This window comes from Niastella vici (assembly GCF_002077945.1).
Taxonomy (GTDB): Bacteria; Bacteroidota; Bacteroidia; order Chitinophagales; family Chitinophagaceae; genus Niastella; species Niastella vici.
In genome coordinates this window covers 358,629-379,615 of the sequence record NZ_LVYD01000124.1, presented here as the reverse complement: position 1 = coordinate 379,615, position 20,987 = coordinate 358,629, and the positions used below count along the sequence as shown (strand labels likewise).

At 46.6% G+C, this 20,987-nt stretch carries 15 protein-coding genes; 12 read left to right on the top strand and 3 right to left on the bottom strand.

Going from position 1 to position 20,987, the window contains the following annotated elements; all coding sequences use genetic code 11:
* Positions 1 to 339 precede the first annotated feature (339 nt).
* The 3 genes from A3860_RS42420 to A3860_RS39105 all read left to right on the top strand — a co-directional run bounded on the left by A3860_RS42420 (position 340) and on the right by A3860_RS39105 (position 1,688).
* Positions 340 to 555 (top strand): MafI family immunity protein, encoded by a 216-nt coding sequence (locus A3860_RS42420; protein ID WP_158085498.1) that lies wholly within the window; start codon positions 340 to 342, stop codon positions 553 to 555.
* A gap of 93 nt (positions 556 to 648) precedes the next feature.
* Entirely contained in the window at positions 649 to 873 is a 225-nt protein-coding gene (locus tag A3860_RS39110; protein ID WP_081156030.1) for a hypothetical protein, read from the top strand.
* A 305-nt stretch (positions 874 to 1,178) separates the two neighbouring features.
* Positions 1,179 to 1,688, top strand: coding sequence for a hypothetical protein (locus A3860_RS39105; protein ID WP_081156029.1), 510 nt, complete (start codon positions 1,179 to 1,181; stop codon positions 1,686 to 1,688).
* A gap of 8 nt (positions 1,689 to 1,696) precedes the next feature.
* On the opposite strand, the gene A3860_RS39100 is transcribed toward A3860_RS39105, so the two are convergent.
* The 3 genes from A3860_RS39100 to A3860_RS39090 all read right to left on the bottom strand — a co-directional run bounded on the left by A3860_RS39100 (position 1,697) and on the right by A3860_RS39090 (position 5,491).
* Positions 1,697 to 2,809: a glycosyltransferase gene (locus A3860_RS39100; RefSeq protein WP_158085497.1), complete on the bottom strand. Its 1,113-nt coding sequence runs from the start codon at positions 2,807 to 2,809 to the stop codon at positions 1,697 to 1,699.
* A gap of 133 nt (positions 2,810 to 2,942) precedes the next feature.
* Positions 2,943 to 3,707: a response regulator gene (locus tag A3860_RS39095; RefSeq protein ID WP_081156027.1), complete on the bottom strand. Its 765-nt coding sequence runs from the start codon at positions 3,705 to 3,707 to the stop codon at positions 2,943 to 2,945.
* Positions 3,704 to 5,491, bottom strand: coding sequence for a tetratricopeptide repeat-containing sensor histidine kinase (locus A3860_RS39090; protein ID WP_081156026.1), 1,788 nt, complete (start codon positions 5,489 to 5,491; stop codon positions 3,704 to 3,706). The genes A3860_RS39095 and A3860_RS39090 overlap by 4 nt, the downstream gene beginning before the upstream one ends.
* 1,030 nt (positions 5,492 to 6,521) lie before the next feature.
* On the opposite strand from A3860_RS39090, the gene A3860_RS39085 reads away from it, so the two are divergent.
* The 9 genes from A3860_RS39085 (at position 6,522) to A3860_RS39045 (ending at position 20,885) form a co-directional block, all read left to right on the top strand.
* Positions 6,522 to 10,631: a hybrid sensor histidine kinase/response regulator transcription factor gene (locus A3860_RS39085; protein ID WP_081156025.1), complete on the top strand. Its 4,110-nt coding sequence runs from the start codon at positions 6,522 to 6,524 to the stop codon at positions 10,629 to 10,631.
* A gap of 115 nt (positions 10,632 to 10,746) precedes the next feature.
* Positions 10,747 to 12,549, top strand: coding sequence for a family 43 glycosylhydrolase (locus tag A3860_RS39080; RefSeq protein ID WP_216823616.1), 1,803 nt, complete (start codon positions 10,747 to 10,749; stop codon positions 12,547 to 12,549).
* A gap of 169 nt (positions 12,550 to 12,718) precedes the next feature.
* A complete protein-coding gene (locus A3860_RS39075; RefSeq protein ID WP_081156024.1) occupies positions 12,719 to 13,003 on the top strand; it encodes a hypothetical protein in 285 nt (94 codons plus the stop codon).
* Between the two features lie 145 nt (positions 13,004 to 13,148).
* Positions 13,149 to 13,433, top strand: a complete 285-nt coding sequence (locus A3860_RS39070; RefSeq protein ID WP_081156023.1) for a hypothetical protein — start codon at positions 13,149 to 13,151, stop codon at positions 13,431 to 13,433.
* Positions 13,434 to 14,192: 759 nt separating this feature from the next.
* Entirely contained in the window at positions 14,193 to 16,784 is a 2,592-nt protein-coding gene (locus A3860_RS39065) for a S8 family serine peptidase (RefSeq protein ID WP_216823615.1), read from the top strand.
* 262 nt (positions 16,785 to 17,046) lie between these two features.
* On the top strand, positions 17,047 to 17,322 hold the full coding sequence (locus A3860_RS39060; RefSeq protein ID WP_081156022.1) for an ArsR/SmtB family transcription factor: 276 nt from the start codon (positions 17,047 to 17,049) through the stop codon (positions 17,320 to 17,322).
* A 213-nt stretch (positions 17,323 to 17,535) separates the two neighbouring features.
* Entirely contained in the window at positions 17,536 to 18,753 is a 1,218-nt protein-coding gene (locus tag A3860_RS39055) for an MFS transporter (protein ID WP_081156021.1), read from the top strand.
* Positions 18,754 to 18,903: 150 nt separating this feature from the next.
* The gene (locus A3860_RS39050; protein ID WP_081156020.1) at positions 18,904 to 19,830 is read left to right on the top strand and encodes a DNRLRE domain-containing protein; all 927 of its coding nucleotides are present in this window, start codon (positions 18,904 to 18,906) and stop codon (positions 19,828 to 19,830) included.
* Positions 19,831 to 19,991: 161 nt separating this feature from the next.
* Positions 19,992 to 20,885: an aldo/keto reductase gene (locus A3860_RS39045; protein WP_081156019.1), complete on the top strand. Its 894-nt coding sequence runs from the start codon at positions 19,992 to 19,994 to the stop codon at positions 20,883 to 20,885.
* Positions 20,886 to 20,987: the final 102 nt, after the last annotated feature.

The window sequence follows — 20,987 nt, the reverse complement described above, 5'->3', positions numbered from 1 at the left end:
CTAAGAATTGATTCATTGTGGTAATTGGGTGTATTGCGTACGCATTTGGGGCGGAAAAGTAGGAGTAGATCTGGCGTTTTGGGGGGACTTGACAAACGGTTATCATTATGTGCCTGAGAATCAAATTGTTTCGATTTTCGGCGAGCTCAATTCAATTAAACGATTTGCCTGTTCCGTTTAACGCCAAACACTTTTAATTAAATCGAAAGTCAATTCCGTTTAATTCAAAGGACTTTCGATTAAACGATTTGCCCGTTTCGTTTAACGCAAAACACTTTTAGTTAAATTGAAACACGATTTCGTTTAATTGAAGGATTTGTCCGTTTCGTTCAGGTTGGTTTGCCCGAATCAGATCTAACCAACGCAAAAGAACTCCTCCACCATCATGAATTTGGGTTAGGCCTTGACACAATTGTTACCCAGCTTTATGACTATAACATAGAAATCGACCGGGAGACTTATGAATTGATCGAGCGCATTGCCCACGACTTGCACCTGCCAACTGAAAGCTATTCATTTTTAAAGGAGTTGATAACAGATAATGGCTCATCCTGAGTGTGGATAATAGCATACGCAATAAGGGTTATGTTTTTATAAATCTTACTTACATTCGTATAGCAGCAGCCGGCAAATGAAAATGTAAGTTGTATGAAATCATTAAAAAAAATTGAGGCTACATATACCCCTGCAGAAATTGCCCAATCGTTTGTTTTTCCCGGGTCCAAAAATTCCAGGGAACGGGAGGCTTTGTTAGAAGCGTTTCGTGAACATAGAAGAAAAGTTTCCAGTAAACATTCTGAAAAAACAAAGCTCATTTCTCAACTGCTTCAATTAAAATTCAAGATTGAGGATCATTTGAAAGCAAATATGTGAACCAAAAACCTAACTTTTCTTTATAATTCACAACACATAGTAGTTTCTGGTTTTATCTGTATTTTTACCCCGCAATCACTATTACCATTAACCCCTTGCGCTTAATTCAGGTGACAATCGATAATCTTTCCGCTAAGGCAATCTTTACAGGCTTTTTATTGTCAATAACCACTGCTTCCATCGCACAGCCTCAACCGGTTGCTGATAATTCCACCCCAACAGGCAGGGCCGCCAACCGGCGCGTGGTGTTCAAACTGCATTATTAATTGCCACCATTTCTTTGTATTTTCAGGTAATCAGGTAAAATGAAAACAATCAAACAAGCGGCGCCAACCAGTAAAACAGGATTGGTGCTTATAAGTATAGCCATTTTGCTTGGGTGTAAACACCCGGTGACTAAGGTGACTAACTTGTCTATTGAAGGTGATTTTGTAGTAACCGCCGCCTCCATTTTTCTTACCGATGCTGTAGCTGAAAAGGAAGTGCTGTTCAATACCTGTGTTTCCAGGAAGTTTATTATAAAGGCCAATAAATTATATGCTGATACAACCTGTGTGTTTGAAGGGGTAAAAGATATTACTATAGTCGACAGCTTTCAAACGACCGTTGACAGCTTCCCGGTTAAGAATTCTACCTCATTTGCTTATTTTGTTGATGGCGATATTGAAAGCCATCGCCGCATCTGGGTTTACAGAGCCAGCCAGGTTTTTTCGGATGGAACCAGGGACTCCTTGTTTATCGTAAAAAAAACGATGGATACCATCATTCTCGCCCAGGACCCTTATTTTATTAAGCTGGTCAGGGTTAAACAATAATTCCCCACTTACGCCGCTTTCTTCATCCGTTGTTCCAATTGTGCTATCTGTTCTATAAGCGCCGCTATTTCATAAATAGCCTGGTGATGGTGTATCGCCAGCTGTTCTTTATACGATGGATTGCTGATGATCTCATTTACCCTTGCGGCTATACCTGCCGGCGTTGCTGAAACAATACCCGTTCTGGTTTTGGTGAGCCAGGCTTCATTGCCTTTGTGCAATGCGTTTTTGCTTTTTTGAACTATAAGCGGCGTACGGGTGATCAGTGATTCGGTAATGGTCATGGCGCCGGGTTTGCCTATGGCAAAATCGGCCAGCTGCAGATATTGCACCGGTGTTTGCGGCAGGTAATAATAAACGGCAGTAGGGAAGGGAATTTTCGTAGTGGTGAGCTGCCTGAATAATTTCTTGTTCTTACCGCACATAATGATCAGGTTCAGCTGTTGGTGCTGTTTGGCCAGTGCACGGGTTATTTGTAAAATATCCGGGCTGCCTTGTATTCCAAACGATATAAAGCCTACCGGCCATGCAGGGTTCAGCCCAATCGCTTTCAATTGCCAGTCGCGGTTGCGGGGGCGCGGTTCATAAGCGCTTTCTGCCACCGGCAAACCACTTATGCGAAAACGATAGTCGGCTGGTATACCTGCCTCGGCTGCCTGTTTATCTAACAGATCGGTGGCATTGAGGTAATATTGTTTTATTGATGGGGTGAACCAGGTGCGGCTGCCCACTTCTTCCAGATCGACCGGAATGGTGATGCATTGAACGGCCGGGTTGGCCAGCTGCGCACTGCGGTACAACACCGGATTAAAAATGGGCGCTACCGAAATAACGATATCTGGTAAAAACAGCTTCCAGTAAGCGGCTATTTTTTGAATGCCTTTTTCGCCAACCAGGTCATGGGCCAGGCTGCTCATCCGGTTCATACCGGTACGAACAATGGGGCCAAACACCCGGTGGTAATCAAAAAAGCTGGTAATTTTCACCAGGCGTACCTGGCATTGGGGCTGTCGTAATTGTAAAGCTTTTTGTAAAGCAACAGCGGCGGAACGGGAAGCGGATGCTGATTCAGCATACACGATGGCAATGTTGCGGGCGGCTTTCATACTAGCTGCTTGCATAAGCTGGTAGATATTGGGTACAGGATTATGGATGTCAATCAAAAATAACACTTCTGATTTCTTATGCAAGTTTTTACGCAAATTATTTGCAGGGAACGCCATTTGCGCCTGCAACGCCAGCCTGTTCCTTTTATTATAAATACCGGAAACTCTTCAAAAAGTCATCTTTGTAATTGCGGCCAATGGGGATCTGGTGCGGCCCAATGATGATCTCTTCCTCGTTAAAGCTGTCGATATTTTTGATGTTCACAATAAAACCGCGGTGCACCCGCACCAGCGCGGGATGATTGAACTTCTCTGCAATATATTGCAGCGACACCCGCAACGCGATCTTTTTACTGGTGGTCACCAGCTTTATATAGTTATTATCACTTTCGGCAAACAACAGTTCATCCAATGAAAATTTGTTGAACCGGTAATTGTGCTTTACAAAGAAATAATTATTGAAGAACAACAGGGTTTCCTTCCCCGTGTCGTCCCTGCTTTCGGCAGCCGGTTGGGGATCGGTTGGTTTGTTTACCAGGGCAAAATTGTGAATGGCGATCTGGATGCTGGTATGCAAACTGTCGTTATTGAACGGTTTTACCAGGTATGCCGAGGGATTTACCGATTTGGCCCGGCTAACATATTCATTCTGCGAAAAAGCCGTGAGAAAGATCAGCGGTATTTCCTGCACCTTCTTTAATTCTTTTGCCGTTTCAATTCCATCCTTGTTGCCCTTGATATTGATATCCATCAGCACCAGGTCGGGCTTTTGTTCGTTAAACAAGGCAAGGGCATCGTCGCTGTTGCTGGCAATGCCCACCACTTCATATCCTTCTTTTTGCAATCGCATCGACAGGTCCAACGCTACAATTGATTCATCTTCCACGATCAGGATCTTTACTTGGTCGTTCATGCGTGTACAGGTTTAACAGGAAAGGTGAACGTAAAAACAGCTCCGGCATCGCAATTCAATTGCATGGAACCTTCCAGTTGCATAGTAAGCGAGGCGATCAGTTGCCGCCCGAACGAGGCGGATTGTTTCCAGGCTTTTTCTGTAAGTTCCCGGCCATTGTCGGCGATGGTCAGTTGCAGCTTGTTCGCATTTTCCTGTAATGATATATATAATGATGGTTCGTTCACATTTTTGAATGCATATTTAAATGCATTGGTCACCACTTCATTCAGAATAAGGCCTACGGGAATGGCCATATCAGCCTCCAGCTCCTGCACCGTTACCTGTAATTGCAGGTTAAAATAGTCGTGCTTGTACCCATAGGCGTGCATCAGGTTCTCCGACAGTTCGGCAATGAACTCCCGGATATTCACCCGGCTGCTTGTTTGGGTTTGATACAGTTTCTGGTGTATCAGGCTCATGGCTTCTATGCGGTGCTGGCCTTCCATCAGCGCCTTTTGCGCTATGGGATCTTCAATGCGGGTGCTTTGCAGGTTCAGCAGGCTGCTCACGATCTGCAGGTTGTTCTTCACCCGGTGATGCAACTCTTTCATCAGGTAATTCAGGTGTCCTTCCTGTTTCCTGATCTTTTTATTCTGCTGCCATACCCAAAACAGCAATGCCAGGAATACACCCGAAGCGGCGAGTGAACTGAACAATAATTTTTTTCGCAAACGGTTTTCCTGGTCCAGGTCTTTTATCTGTGCATCTTTTTTACCCGTTTCGTACCGGGTGGCCAGTTCCTGCGCATGTCCGCTCTTGATGACCGAGTCCTGCATATTCTTCAGCTCCTTGTATTTCTCCAATGCCACAGAAGCTGAATCAAAATGGTTCAAACTGAATTCGAGCAGCGAGCGGTTGAGGTAATAATCTACCAGGTTGTCTTTACCGGGCGAGGTCACCGTCATCAAATGCTTCATGCTGTCGAGGTACATGGCCGCCAGTTGGTGTTGGGGCGAACCATGCCGCAGGTCGAGGTTGGCGATCACGGTATAAATAAGTCCTTTGGTAAGTGGTGTTACTTCGGCCAAACTGATATAAGGCTGCATTTCGGAAACCGTTTGAAATGCTTTTGGATAATCTTTCTTGCCATTATAGCAAAGGACCTTGTTCATATAAGCGCGGGCAAGCACATCCTGAAAATTACTGGACCGGGCTATTGCGATCGATTTATCGAGGTACACCAGCGCGCTGTCGTATTCGTTGAAGGCATTAAAGACGTTCCCGATGTTGAAGGCGGTGATGGCCATATCGTAGGGTTTGCCCGATTCGGTTGAATAGAACAGGGCATTTTTATTTGCGGCAACGGCTTCGGTATAATTTTCATTGTTGCGGTATACATAGCCTAATTTCCGGTACAGCGATCCCATGAGGTCTGCAGGCAATGGCGTGCGTTCACTGATCTTCAGTCCGTTTAATGCATACTCCAGTGTAAGGGCATTGTTGTCGCGGGTGAGCTGTACCCCGCTTTTAAGGGCATACACCATGGCCATAGCCGTATCATTGCCACTGCTTTCGGCAATGCTTTCAGCCTGGCTGCTCAACATTACCGCCGTGTCGGGTTTTTGCAGCAACATAATAAAGCCTGCGTCGGTGATCAGTTTCACTTTTTTTACCGTACTGGTAGCTGTTTTGGCCACCTGCAGCATGCTGTCGGTTTGGGTACGCCAGGTTTGTGCAATGCAATGGGGAGTGAAGAATACAATTCCTGTAAGCAGAACCAGTTTTTGGCAGCGGCGCATCATTGGTTAAAAATAAGAAATATGTACGTTATTTATAACATAGCTCCATTGAATAGGGTAGCATTTGGTTTCATAGGATTGTGAAATAGGAGGTAAGAGGTAAGAAGTAGGAAAACTGAAGTAGGAGGTAAGAGGTAAGAAGTAGGAAAACTGAAGTAGGAAGTAGGAGGTAGGAAGTAGGAAAACTGAAGTAAGAAGTAAGAGGTAGGAAGTAGGAAAACTGAAGTAAGAAGTAGGAGGTAGGAAGTAGGAAAACTGAAGTAAGAAGTAAGAGGTAAGAAGTAGGAAAACTGAAGTAGGAAGTAGGAGGTAGGAAGTAGGAAAACTGAAGTAAGAAGTAAGAGGTAGGAAGTAGGAAAACTGAAGTAAGAAGTAGGAGGTAGGAAGTAGGAAAACTGAAGTAAGAAGTAAGAGGTAGGAAGTAGGAAAACTGAAGTAAGAAGTAGGAGGTAGGAAGTAGGAAAACTGAAGTAAGAAGTAAGAGGTAGGAAGTAGGAAAACTGAAGTAAGAAGTAGGAGGTAGGAAGTAGGAAAACTGAAGTAAGAAGTAAGAGGTAGGAAGTAGGAAAACTGAAGTAAGAAGTAGGAGGTAGGAAGTAGGAAAACTGAAGTAAGAAGTAAGAGGTAAGAAGTAGGAAAACTGAAGTAAGAAGTAAGAGGTAGGAAGTAGGAAAACTGAAGTAAGAAGTAAGAGGTAGGAAGTAGGAAAACTGATGTAAGAAGTAAGAGGTAGGATTTACCTCAAATTCGAAACTCGGCACAAATTACAAAACCCGAAACCCCGAAATCTCAAAATCGCTATTAGTTACGAGCTACAACATTCGGCATTTTCTTACTTCCTATCTCTTACTTCCTACTTCGCAGACCTTGATTCACAGCAGTTCCAAATTTATCAGATATGACTTTGTTTGCATATGTTGACTTGTATTTAAAAAATGTTAGATTTACAATTGTTAAATAGCACCATCTTCCTGCGGCCGTCCTGCAGGAAAGCCGCGCGAGCGGCTCTAACGATTGAAACCAGCTAGCGCTTATGGGTATCTTCTGCAGATATATATTATTTGCCGTTCTGTCATTTTTAATTACCTGCCCGGCCGGGGCCTACACCGGTGCAACCATCACGCATTTAGGTATTCAGGAGGGATTATCGAACAACTCGGTTCAATGTATTTACCAGGACCATAACGGCCTCATGTGGTTTGGCACCTACGATGGCCTCAACAGTTATGATGGCTATGCCTTCAAGGTTTTCCGGAACCGGATCAACGATACCGCCTCTATTCCGCATAATTACATTTATACCATTCATGAAGACAAATTCAATAACCTGTGGGTGGGTACGGGGCTCGGGGTGGCGGTATACAACCGCATAGTTGACCGGTTTTCTCCGGTATATTTTCATCCTAATTGGGACGTAAAGCGCCGTGACCGCATCACCTGCAGCATCAATACCATTAAATCAGATGCAGGTGGCACTATTTATTTTGGCACCAATGGCTGGGGACTGTTCCTGAAAAAACAGGATGCCGATGCGGCCATTCAGATCCCGGTTAACACGGGCACTAAAGAAAGCTCTTATTATAATGTGCAGTCCATTTATGTCGATAAACCGGGTAATGTATGGTTGTTTATTGAAACAATGGGGCTTTGTTTGTTCGACCGCAGCCACAATACCATTCGTTTGGTGAATAATTCGTTGAAGTCGGTCATCCGTCTCGAGGCAGATAATGCCGGTAACATCTGGATGGGCACCGAAGGCGGGCTGTACCAATACGCCATTGCATCGAACACGATCGTCAATCATTTTATAGAAAAGAAAGGCCAGCTCACCAGCAATATGGTGGTAAGCCTGTGCAGCGATGCGCAGGATAATTTATGGATCGGCACCATGAACAGTGGCGCCAATATCCTCAACAAGACCACCGGCGCCTTTCAATACCTGATGCCCGGCGAAAGCAGGGACCAGCTTTCGAGCGAATCGGTGTATTCCATTTTTGTTGATAAGGAATCGCGGGTGTGGATGGGTACTTTAAAGGGCGGCATAAACGTCCTCGATGTACATAAAAGCAGGTTCCAGACAATTACGCACAATCCGTTCGATGCCAACAGCCTCATCAGTAATTTCGTTTATTCCTTTTATGAAGCCCCGAACGGTGAGCTATGGGTGGGAACCGATGGCGGCGGCCTCAGCATCTGGGACCGGCAAAAAAACACCTTCACCAATTTCAAACATCGGGTAAACGATAACAGCTCCCTCAGTCATAATGCGGTGAGCTGTATAAAGCAGGACTACCTCGGCAATACCTGGATCGCCACTTTCGGCGGCGGCATCAACCGCTACAACGCGGCTACCCGCAGCTTTGCCCATTACCAATGCATCAATGAAAAAAACGGGGAAGAAAATAAAAATGTTTGCCTGTTGTACGAAGACCATGATAAAAACCTGTGGGCAACCACGTTCGGGAATGGCCGCCTGTACCGCTTCAACCGCGAACAGGAACGGTTCCAACAATTTGATGCGCATTTAAACGATCTCATCGCCATTGCTGAGGACCATACCGGCGCTTTATGGGTGGGAAGTGCGCGGCAACTGATACTGCTCGATAAACAAAACGGCCAACACACCTATTATGAGACCGGTAAACCGGTGCGGGCTATTTTTGAAGATAGCCATCAGAACCTGTGGGTGGGAACCGAAGGCGGCGGCCTGCTGTTGTTCGACCGTAAAAAAGGAGCCGTGGCTACCCGCTATTCCATGGCCGATGGGTTAACGAATAATGCGGTGCTGAATATTTTGGAAGATGCAAACGGCCAGCTGTGGGTAAGCACCTTTAACGGCGTATCGAAATTTGACCCCGTAAAAAAAGTATTCCAGAACTTTTATCAAAGCGATGGCCTGCAAAGCAACCAGTTCTCGTACAACGCGGCGCTCAGGCTGCAATCGGGCGAGCTGGCTTTCGGCGGTATCAATGGGTTTAATTTGTTCTTTCCGCAACAGGTGAATACCCGCCGCTTCATGCCCGCCTTGTTGTTCTCGGGCATTTGGGTGAACAATAAACCCCTGTCGGAAGTGCCCAACTATATTGAGCAGGCCAGTCAGGACCGCATTGCCACGTTGCGCATACCTTATAATGAGGCGATCCTTTCTTTTCATTTTACGGCACTGGAATATTCTTCGCCCGAAAAAGTGCACTACGCCTATTTTCTGCAGGGGTGGGATAAGGACTGGAACTATAGCGGCAACGTACGCAACATTAACTATAATAACATCAGCGAAGGCACTTACTGGTTACGCATCAAATCAACCAATGCCGAAGGTGTATGGAATACCCGGGAAGCCACAATAAAAATAATCGTGCTGCCGCCCTGGTACCGTACCTGGTGGGCCTATGCGTTGTATTTGGCTATTGTGTCGTCACTCATTTATATGTATTACCGGTACCGGGCACGCCAGGCGAAACTGGAGTATGAGATCAAACTGGCGCACATCAATGCCGAAAAAGAAAAAGAGATCAATGAAAAAAGGCACTCTTTCTTTACCAATATCTCACACGAGTTCCGCACGCCTTTAACGCTTATCATCAATCCCATAAAAGATATGTTGCGTGAGAGCGGGGAGGGGGAGCCTTTGCCCGGGAAGGACCTCGGCATCGTATACCGCAATGCACGGCGTTTACTGAGCCTGGTTGATCAGTTGCTGATCTTCAGAAAGGCCGATGTGGAAGCCGATAAAATGACCTTTGCCCGGCATCATTTCTATAATTTGTGTAATGAAGTATATCTCTGTTTTGTGCAACAGGCGCGAAGCAACCACCTCACCTATACTTTTGAATGCAATAACCCCGACCTGGAGTTGTACGTTGACCGCGAGAAAATGGAGATCGTGTTGTACAATCTTATTTCAAACGCCATCAAGTTTACCCCGCCGGGTGGCGCCATTGCATTTAAAGTACAGGAGTTGAACGATACCGTTGTGCTGCAGGTGCAGGATACCGGTTGCGGTATTCCGGCCGAAGCAACCCCCCGCCTGTTCGAAAAGTTTTACCAGGTTACGGCGTCAAAAGCGCCACTTAAACCGGGCTTTGGCATCGGTTTGTACCTGGTGCGGCATTTTATTGAAGCGCATAAAGGCTTGGTGACCTTTGAAACAGCTGAAGGGAAGGGCACTACTTTCACCATCACTTTACAAAAAGGAAAAGCGCACCTGGCTAATGAAACCATTCTGGAAGCAGCGCAAAAAGAACCGGTGATCCTCGAAGAGCTGCTCGAAGAACCGGTTGAGGAACAACCAGCCGTTGATACCGTTGACAACAAGACCCTTTTGCAGGTGACTGACCGGCACAGCGTGCTCATTGTTGATGACGACAAGTCGATAAGGCATTACCTGCAACAAATGCTGAAAGATAAATATGAGGTAATGGAAGCCGTGAACGGACAGGAAGCGTTGGCCATGGTTCAAACAAAATTGCCCGACCTGGTCATCAGCGACATCAGGATGGATGGCATGGATGGCATTGCCTTATGCCGCACCATAAAAAAAGATGCGGCCCTGAACCATATTCCCGTGGTACTGCTGACCGCTTCGCAGAACACAGACACCGAATTGCAAAGCATTGAAGAAGGCGCCGACCTGTATATTACCAAACCCTTTGATAAAGACCTGCTGCTGGCGAAGGTGGAGAACATCTTTAAAACCCGTAACGAGCTGCGGAACTATTTCTTTAACGAGATCACGCTGAAGCAAAACAGCCAGAAAGTTTCTGCAGAGTATAAGGAGTTCCTCGATACCTGTATTGCCATTGTAGAGCGCCACCTTACCGATGAAAATTTTACCATCAAGGTGCTGGTGAAGGAGATCGGCATGAGCCATTCGAACCTGTATAAGAAGATCAGGCTGCTTTCGGGCCAGTCGATCACCAATTTTATTCGCTACATCAGGCTGCGCAAAGCGGCAGAGCTGATGCTCAAAGGCGAGTGCAATGTGAACCAGGCGGCTTTTGAAGTGGGCATCAGCGATATCAAGTATTTCCGCACCCAGTTCAATAAATTGTTCGGCATGAACCCTTCGGAGTATATTAAAAAGTACCGGCAGTCTTTTAATAACCAGTATAATGTTACCGGAAAGAATGTTAATAAGGAATAATATTACCAATTACACCCTCATTTAAAGCAAAATACCCCCTATATCTCCCGCTGAAAGGGGAATATTTTAGTACGACTGTATAATTATCCGAAACATCTATAGAAAAAGTTTAGCAATGTACAAGAAAGGAATGCATGGGACAGTCGTGTTCAGTTTATTGCTGTTCGTAGTACCGGTTACCGGTTGTTTTGCCCGGCAAAGTGCAAAAAGCCCAGTTCATGAGCGCTACAATGGATTCAACCCCGGCCAGTCCTGGTACGACGACAGGGGAGAAGTGATCAATGCGCATGGCGGCGGGTTGTTGTACAGCGGCAATACTTACTACTGGTTTGGGGAACGCCGCGGCCGCCAGGGCACCAGTGGCGTGAATGTATATTCTTCGCAAGACCTGTATAACTGGAAGTATGAGGCCCTGGCTTTACAAACCGATAGCGCCAATGAAGCCAGCGATATAGCAACCGGTTGTGTAATGGAACGCCCAAAAGTGATCTATAACGCCAAAACCGGTAAGTATGTAATGTGGTTTCACCTGGAGCTAAAAGGGAAAGGTTACAGCGCCGCCCGCGCAGGCGTGGCCGTGAGCGACCGGGTTACCGGTCCGTATAAATTTGTCGGTAGCTTTCGCCCCAATGGGAATATGTCGCGCGATATGACCCTGTTTGTCGATGACGACGGGGCTGCCTGGCAGGTGTATTCTTCCAAAGAAAATTACGACCTGCGTATTGTGCGGCTCACCGATGATTATTTACAACCCACCACCGAAGATAAATTGCTGTTCAGCGCGCATCGGGAAGCGCCCGCGCTGTTCAAATACCGGCAGGCCTATTATTTGATCACCAGTGGTTGTACCGGCTGGGCGCCCAATAAGGCAACGGTACACAAGGCTACCTCTTTAACCGGGCCCTGGACGAAAATGGACCATAATCCCATGACCGGCGCCGGCGCCGATAGCACCTTCGGGGCGCAATCGACCTATATACAACCGGTGGCCGGTAAAAGCGATGCCTTTATTTTCATGGCCGATAAATGGAACCCGCATGACCTGCGCGATAGCCGCTATTTGTGGCTGCCCCTGCATATGCGCGACGAACAACCGGTGGTTGAATTTATACCTGCCTGGGACCTGAACCAGTTTGCAAAAAATAATCCCTATGAAAAGGAAGGCTATCAACTGGTATGGGCCGATGAGTTTAACCGGGATGGACAACCGGATGCCGGTAAGTGGCGGTATGAAGAAGGCTTTGTGCGTAATGAAGAATTTCAGTGGTACCAGCCACAGAATGCCAGTTGCCGCAACGGCCAGCTCACCATTGAAGCAAAACGCGAACAAAAAGCAAACCCTAACTATACAGCCGGTGATAAAGACTGGCGAAAGAACCGCCCAGCGATCGATTTTACTTCTTCGTGTATGCTTACAGAAGGCAGGGCTTCCTGGCTATATGGCCGCTTTGAGCTGCGCGCACGTATCGATATCCGTAATGGCATTTGGCCAGCCTGGTGGACGCTGGGCATCAGCAAACCCTGGCCGGCCAATGGCGAGATAGATATTATGGAATATTACCGCGGAAAATTGCTGGCCAATATTGCCTGCCTTGGCAATAACAACCGGCCCGAATGGTATAGCAATACCTTCAACATGGATTCGCTGGGCGGTTCAACCTGGGCCGGTAAATTTCATGTGTGGCGAATGGATTGGACGGCCAATGAAATTGCCCTGTATGTCGATAACGTGTTGTTGAATAAGGTGCGTGTAGAAGCGTTGACGAACAAAGACGGCAGCGGGTTCAACCCGTTTAAACAACCGCATTATATGCTGTTGAACCTGGCCATTGGCGGGCAAAATGGCGGCGACCCGGCCCAAACCAGCTTTCCCTCGTTGTTTGAAGTGGATTATGTACGGGTTTATCAAAAAAAATAATCTGCACAATTTTAAAATACGTGTAAAAGGTTTATGCATTTAAGGCTGAAGCTATTATCGTGTCCTGAAAAAGTATGCATTTAAACGTAAAAAGTACAGTACAGAACTTTCTTCGTACGCATTGTACTATTATGCTTTAGATTGAAACATAATTATTTTCTTTGGTCATATGAACAAAGAAAATCGGTATAATATTGTCCGCATATTTATAGAAAAAGGAGATATTAAAACGATTCCCGAGATCTTCGATTACATACCCAAATCGGTGGTGAGTACAGAACTGAGAACGAACAACAACCGCTTTACCCGGCTTATAAATGATCCGCTTGAATTTAAATTGATAGAGCTGTCGAAGATAGCCCGGGCCATTGGTATAGAAACCAGGGTGCTGGTGAATATGGCTTTGCAGGATGAGCACCGGCGGCCCGGCCGGGGTAAGCGAACCGGTAAGTAACAACCTTTGTGTATTACTTTGTTAATTCGAACGAAAGAAAAAAAATACAAAATGAACTATCGGATGTCCTGACGGAACAAAAAAAATACGAACCGGTGTTTTTTGAGAATTAATGCATAATTCTTTTTTTCTTTGAATAATGAGTATGGATAAACGATATGAAAGTATCAAGTTCATGATCGAGACCGGACACATAACCGAATTCAAACAAATTTTCCATTACATTCCAAAAAGTTTACTGGGCAGGCATCTTCATACCAATAATCCCCGAATGACCCGCCTTGTAACAAATGTTGATGATCTTACCGTACAGGAGATCGTTAGTATCAGTACGTTGTTCGACGTTGATTATACCAAAATAACACACATCGTATTTGCGCAATACCTGAAAGATAATAAGATACCCCCCAGCCCCCTAAAGGGGGGGTAATTACCAGTTACTGGTTACCGTATCATTCGCCCCAGGCGCACCTGCTGTTTCGCCCCATGGGATTCCTGAATACCCGGAGGGGAGTATGAGCCATCCTGTAAACCAGCGATGGCTCTATTCTTTATACGGGATGCCAGTTACCAGGTGCCAGTTTCCGGTCCTTTAATTTCGATCACTCTGGTTGTAGTTAATATCTCCGAATTTTTTGTCCGGCAACCGGGACCCGGCAACCGGCAACCGGCAACCGGGACCCGGTATCTGAAACATTGCCCATTGAACACTAACCTTTAACCAATGTTAATTATAGGTTATGTGACCCTGTAAGATAAATTTGTTATTGTTCGTATATAATTTATTACTTACATTCGCTGCCGGTTAATCAATTAAAGCCCGGGATCACTGAAAGCATCATTTGAACTCTCATTTTATACGGCCTGGTTACTAGCAGATAACTGATACATACCCGTTCCACTTATTGATACGCAGGTGATCGTAAAGCCTGCACGAAACGAGATTCCCACATAGGCCGTAAATAATAATCAAATTTATCGGAGTGCTGACATTTGTCAACAACTGCAACGCATTACCCTCAGAAAGCCATTCCTCCTATCTGAACTAAAGCAGTGCTCTTTTGCATGCCCGTATGTGGCATGTGATCACTGATTGTTGTCAGTTATTCTGACGACCGGGGAAGGTTATTGAAATGATTAGCCGCACGTAGCTCTTGTTCCATTTCTTAATCTTTAAAAATTCTTTTTTATGAGAAAAGAGAAACAACATCAAATGCCGGTGGGCGGCATGTCGCAGGAAGAAACTGCCGCCATGGGTAAAATGCCTGGTGAAGCCATTGAAAAACAAACCCCGGGTGGTATGGTTGCGTCGGGTATGGAGGGAAGCTCCAAAGCCGACACTACTACACCTTCCACGGGCATGCCTATGTCTGAAATGTCTGCTTCAGCCAGCAATGGCGAAGGCGACATGCGGAATGTAATTGTAGAGATACGCATACCTTCTGCCAAAACAGCCTCCTTTGGTTTGCAAATGGGCGCCGGATTAACTTCTTATGGCTTTCAGTTAGATTATAACTATGAACCGGTACCCGTTAGCGGTGGTCCCAATGCCCAGGCCGGTGCAACTGAACAGGAAGGACAGATTGTGCTGGTACGCGGCACGGTTCCATCTTCGCGTATCAATGAGCTGGAACAACAGCCCAATGTTATAAAAGTATGGAACGATACCAGGATCGAACATTTTGAATATGATGCAGATGTGCTGGTTGAAGAAGAGCAGAAAATAAAGATAATGCCCATGGAAGGGCTGGGTACCTGCCCCATAGGCACCTGCGATTGTGCGCCCGGAACACCGAAGGGCACTATTGCCGATGTAGCCAATTACCTGGGCGTTAACCAGATCTGGGCTGCCGGCTTCAAAGGCGATGGTATTGTGGTAGGTATAGTCGATGGCGGTATAACCGCACAGGGCCGTACCATTAATAATAATGATACAAGCGCGCCCGGCTGGCCTAACAAACTGGTTCCCCGGGTTATTGGCGGTTTTCCTGCCGCTAACTGGGGCACTACCGGCGCCAGCTGGGGCTGGCATGGCAACATGACCTCAACCGATGTATTGGGTATGGCTCCCAATGCGCAGATCTATGATATTCGCATTGCCGCGCCCGATATTGGCGCCACCATTTCAAATGCCATTGCCGGTTTTCAATGGGCAATAGATCAACATAAAGCCAATGGCACCCCGCAAATTTTAAGTAACAGCTGGGGTATCTTCCAGGATAACTGGGACCCCGATTATGCCACCAATCCCAATCACCCATTCACGCGTAAGGTGGTAGATGCATTGAATGAAGGCATCATCGTATTATTTGCAGCCGGTAACTGCGGCAGTAGCTGTCCCGATGGCCGGTGCGGAACCGATAACGGTCCGGGCAAGAGCATTTGGGGAGCTAACGGTCATCCACGGGTTATGACGGTGGGCGCCGTTAACAAGAACGAGCAGTTCATCGGTTATAGCAGCCAGGGACCGGCAGCGCTCGATCCGCAAAAACCTGATTTCTGTTCTATCTCGCATTTCACCGGTTTCTTTACCAGCGATAGTGGTACCTCTGCAGCCACCCCCATAGCAGCGGGTTGCGTGGCCCTGTTGAAACAGGCCAAGCCTTCCTTAACCCAAGACCAGGTGAAAACAGCTTTAAAAAATACGGCCAAGGATATTGGTCCGGCCGGGTGGGACCAGCACTCCGGCGCCGGTATCATAAGGCCCAAACAGGCGCTCGATACCATTGCCGCATCACCATCTGCATCGGGACCTGTAGTGGCCTGGGGACCTAACCGGTTAGATGTATTCGTTGTTGGCTCCGATTCAGCGCTGTATCATAAATGGTGGAATGGTGCGGCCTGGGGCCCATCACTTACCGGTTATGAAAATATGGGCGGCGTTTGCATTAGCTCGCCCGAAGTAGTATCGTGGGGACCCAACCGGCTCGATGTATTTGTGGTGGGCACTAATTCAGCGTTATACCATAAATGGTGGAACGGCGCGGCCTGGGGGCCATCGCTCACGGGTTATGAAAACATGGGCGGTATTATTCAGGGACAACCGAAAGTGGTATCATGGGGGCCCAACCGGCTCGATGTATTTGTGGTGGGCACCGACCGTTCACTGTATCATAAATGGTGGAATGGCTCGGCCTGGGGGCCTTCGCTTACCGGTTACGAAAACCTGGGCGGAAAGATCGTTGGCAATCCCGAAGTGGTTTGCTGGGGACCCAACCGCATCGACATCTTTGTGGTGGGAACCGATAGCGCCCTGTATCATAAATGGTGGAATGGTTCGGCCTGGGGCCCATCGCTTACCGGTTGGGAAAATATGGGTGGAACCATTATCGGCCAGCCGAAAGTGGTATCATGGGGACCGAACCGGCTCGATGTATTTGTGGTAGGCACCAATTCGGCGTTGTACCATAAATGGTGGAACGGCTCGGCCTGGGGCCCATCGCTTACCGGTTATGAAAATATGGGCGGCATCATTAATGGTTCACCCGAAGTGGTATCGTGGGGACCGAACCGGCTCGATGTATTTGTGGTAGGCACCGATAGTGCCCTGTATCATAAATGGTGGAACGGCTCGGCCTGGGGCCCATCGCTTACCGGTTATGAAAATATGGGCGGAACCATTATTGGTCAGCCAAGGGTTGCCAGCTGGGGTTCGAACCGGTTAGATGTATTTGTGATAGGCACCAACTCGGCGCTGTTCCATAAATGGTGGAACGGTTCGGCCTGGGGCCCATCGCTCACCGGTTATGAGAACATGGGCGGCATCATTACCAAATTTTAGAGACTAGTAAATAGTAAGTTCCAGTATGAGAAATGGATCCCGCTAATAGCGGGGTTCATTTTTTTTTGTTACCGGTTACCTGTTTCCGGTTACCGGGACTTGAATTTCGAGAACTCTTGCAAATCGTCGGGTTTTCCGAATTTTTTGCCCGGCAACTGGTACCCGGTATCTGGTAACTTTCTTTCACCCATTTAACAAAAAATATATCGAAACATTTCGATCTATCTATTTATATTTGTGCTGGCAAATCAAACAAGCCGGTATGGACAGTAAAAAATTTGAAAAGGTTTCGCGGGCACTGAGTGATCCCAACAGGATCGTGATACTGCAGAAATTCAAAAAGAAGAAAGACTGTTTATACTGTTCTGAAATTCATGATATGCTTGATCTTGCCCAGCCCTCTATATCTCACCACCTGAAACAGCTGGTCGATGCCGATCTGCTGTTGCCCGAAAAAGAAGGCCGCAACCTGAAGTACCAGTTAAACGAAGCGGTGGTCAACGATTACATTGCTTTTCTCAATGCCCTGAAAGGGTAGAAAGCTCAAGGCTGAATGGTATACGCGCTGCGGCGAAACAAATGTTCGCCAGGGCAGTGCACGCGCTTCAGGCAACAAGCCACATAGTATTTTTTCCCCCGCATAGCGGGGAAGCCGGGGGCGAGGCCCCCATCAACAGGAAACTGCGGCAAACCAGGTTTGCCGGGACATTGCTTTGACTGAAAATATCGAAACATTTGAATATTTAAATTTATGAAGAAGTCGATCTACATTATGGCATTAGGGGCCTTTGGTATTATCACTACCGAATTTGGCATTATTGGAATTATGCCCGCCATTGCAAAACACTTTGGAATATCTATTGACACGGCCGGCTGGTTATTGAGCGGGTTTGCCCTCACCATTGCGCTTACCGGACCGTTCACCGTTCTACTAACTTCTAAAATAAACCGAAAATGGATGATGAGCCTGGTGTTGTTCATTTTTGTGCTATCGAACATGCTTTCGGCGGTAGCGCCCAGTTTTACGGTATTGATGATAGCGCGTATACTACCGGCGTTTTTGCATCCGGTATTCTGGGCAGTGGCTACGGTGGCGGCAGCCAAACAGGTTGAGCCGAAAGATGCACCAAAAGCCGTTTCGGTTGTGCTGGCCGGTTTAAGCGTGGCTACGGTACTGGGCGTTCCGCTTACAACTTATGTATCTGAATTAATAAACTGGAAGGCTTCGTTCTGGGTATCGGGTGTTATTAACCTGATCGCATTTGCGGCCCTGTCGGCCTTTGTACCTTCCATGCCCGTTACCGAAAAGCAATCGGTTAAAAGTCAACTGGTGATCTTGCGTAAAGGACAAATGTGGGTGAACCTTGTTGCCACCATGATCATGATAGCGGGCATCTTCGCCACCTATAGTTACCTGGCCGAATACCTGGGAAAGATCAGCAGCATGAATGGAAAACAAATAAGCATCATGTTGTTGTTGTTTGGTACAACCGGAATAGCCGGTAACTGGGTTACGGGGCTGGCATTAAGTAAAAATGTGATGCTCACCACGCGTTTCTTTTTACTTTCTCTTATTGCAGTACACGTTATGGCTTATTTATTCGGTGGCCTGTTTGTACCCATGGCATCCATTGTAGGGATATGGGGTTTTATTCATACCGGCGGGTTTTTAATTGGTCAAACCCGTTCTACTTCCGAAGCGCCCGAAGCGCCGGAGCTGGCAGCCAGCTTAATGGTATCGTTTGGAAATGCCGGGGTAACCCTGGGAACGTTTTTAGGGGGTATCATTATCGCGGGTTTTGGTATTCACCAGGTTATCTGGATAAGCATTCTGTTATTACTGGTATCGCTTGCCCTTACGTTTGTGGTTCTCAGTAAGCGGTCTGCTGCTGCCGGGGAAACAGCCGTTGAGCAACAACCAGCTGAAGAGGCATTCATACCCGAAGAGGAATGTGTGCTGGAGGTATAAAACATTTATTGGGGCCGGTAATCGTGCACGCTTATTGGCAAAACTGCGCGGTTATCGGCCTTTTCTGCACGGTTATCAAATGGAGCTTATAAGATTTCCTTTTCGGAATAATGAGTATTATTTTGCTTGTTAATTTAAAATAGTCTCGTTATGTCCAAAACCCTTTACTCGCTGGCAGTTCTTTCCATGGTGTTGTTCGTGGTAAGCTGTAAGAAAGATTTTGAAGAGAATAAAGTACCGGTTGCCGATGCCGGTCAGTCAAAGACGATTACATTTCCCGATTCAGTAGTGCTTTCAGGCACAGGAACAGATGCCGATGGTAAAGTGGTGGCTTATTTGTGGAGCCAGGTTTCGGGGCCTACCAATACTACCATTGTAAACCCGGGTTCGGCGTCTACTGCAATTAGATTCGTTGCACAGGGAAGTTATGTATTTCAATTAATGGTTACAGATGATAAAGGGGCTACTGGTGTTGACACGGTGGCGGTTTTGGTTAACCCGCCGGTGGTAACCACAAAAACGCTCACCTTACAACCCAATAACAACCCATTGGAATATACCATAGCCACATTAAATGGCAGTGATGCATCGGGTTTAACCCAGGCCTCGCTTGAAGCAGATGCATGGACCTCGGGTGGTCCTTTTACGCTGCGGGGAGTTGTAAAATTTGATTTAAGCAGCATTCCGGCCACGGCCACCATTAAAAGTGCTAACCTGTATTTATATTCAAACCCGGCGCCTACAACCGGTGACCAAATTCATGCGAATTATGGTACGGCCAATGCAATGTATGTACAACAGGTAACTTCAAACTGGTCAACTTCAACCGTTTCATGGAGTAATCAACCGACTGTAACAACCACTAACCAGATACTGGTACCGCATACCAATTCAAGCACGCTTGACCTGAACCTGGATGTAACGGCGATGGTTGGTTCAATGGTAAATAACAATGCCAATTATGGGTTTTTTTTAAAACTGCAGAACGAGGTTACTTATAACAGCAGGATCTTTGTAGCCAGCCACAATGCTACCTATCCTGATAAGCACCCCAAACTGGTGGTGATCTATCAATAACAACAGTTTTAATTGACGAATAAATACGCGTCCCGATTCATCGGGACGCCTTTTTTTTGCCCCGCGCGTGCGCGGGGGAATTAAAAACTTGTAAGGGGTAAATTTTGTATTGTATTCATTTAATCCCGATAATTGCGTATTAGTAAAAAACAATTATCTGCATGGAAAAGATCTATCTCAGCGATTCAGGACCCAAGGTATCACCGGCCATTTATGGTTTTTACAGATGGAATGAAGTAACAGGCGATGCTGCCCAAACCATGGAAAAGATCGTAAATCTTTGCCTGGAATTAGGTATTAACACGTTTGATCATGCAGATATTTACGGCGATTACCAGTGCGAAGAACTGTTTGGAAAGCTCATCAGCCGCAAGTCGTTCAAACGGGAAGATATTGTGTTATTCTCCAAATGCGGGCTGGTTGTACCGAATGCCGGTAAACCAGAAGTGCGCGTAAAACATTACAACACCTCCAGGGAGCATATTCTCAAAAGTGTTGATAATTCATTGCGTAAACTTAAGTCTGATTATATTGATATTTTCCTGCTCAATCACCTCGATCACCTGTCGAATGTAGAAGAAACGGCTTTGGCCTTACAACGCCTGAAAGATTCGGGCAAGGTGAAGAACGTGGGCGTGGTGAATTTCACTGTGTTCCAACACCAGCTGCTGGCTTCTCTATTAAAAACGCCTATTGTAACCAATCATATTGAACTGAGCCTGTTGAACACGGCGGCGCTCGACAATGGCCAGGTTGATTATATAAAACAACGGTATATGCGTCCGCTGGCTTCGGCGCCGCTGGCTGCCGGCCGTATTGCGAATGGCACCGATGCGCAGGCGGTAAAAGTGCGTACAAAGCTGGAAGAAATTGGCAAAAAATACAATGCTGATATAGAATCCCTTGCTGTTGCCTGGCTGGTAAAATTAGGCGCCCTGCCGCTTATTGGCACCATCAATGAACAACGCATTCGCAATATCGCCAATGCATTCACCATTGATCTCGATCACCAGGATTGGTACGAACTTTATGCCGCTTCACGAGGTGAACTGTAACATTGATTAACAACAGATAAATTACAATTAACAATACGTCGCCAGTTACCAGTTTGCGGGTCCCGGGAACCGGTAACTGGCAACCGGTAACTACAATTGAAC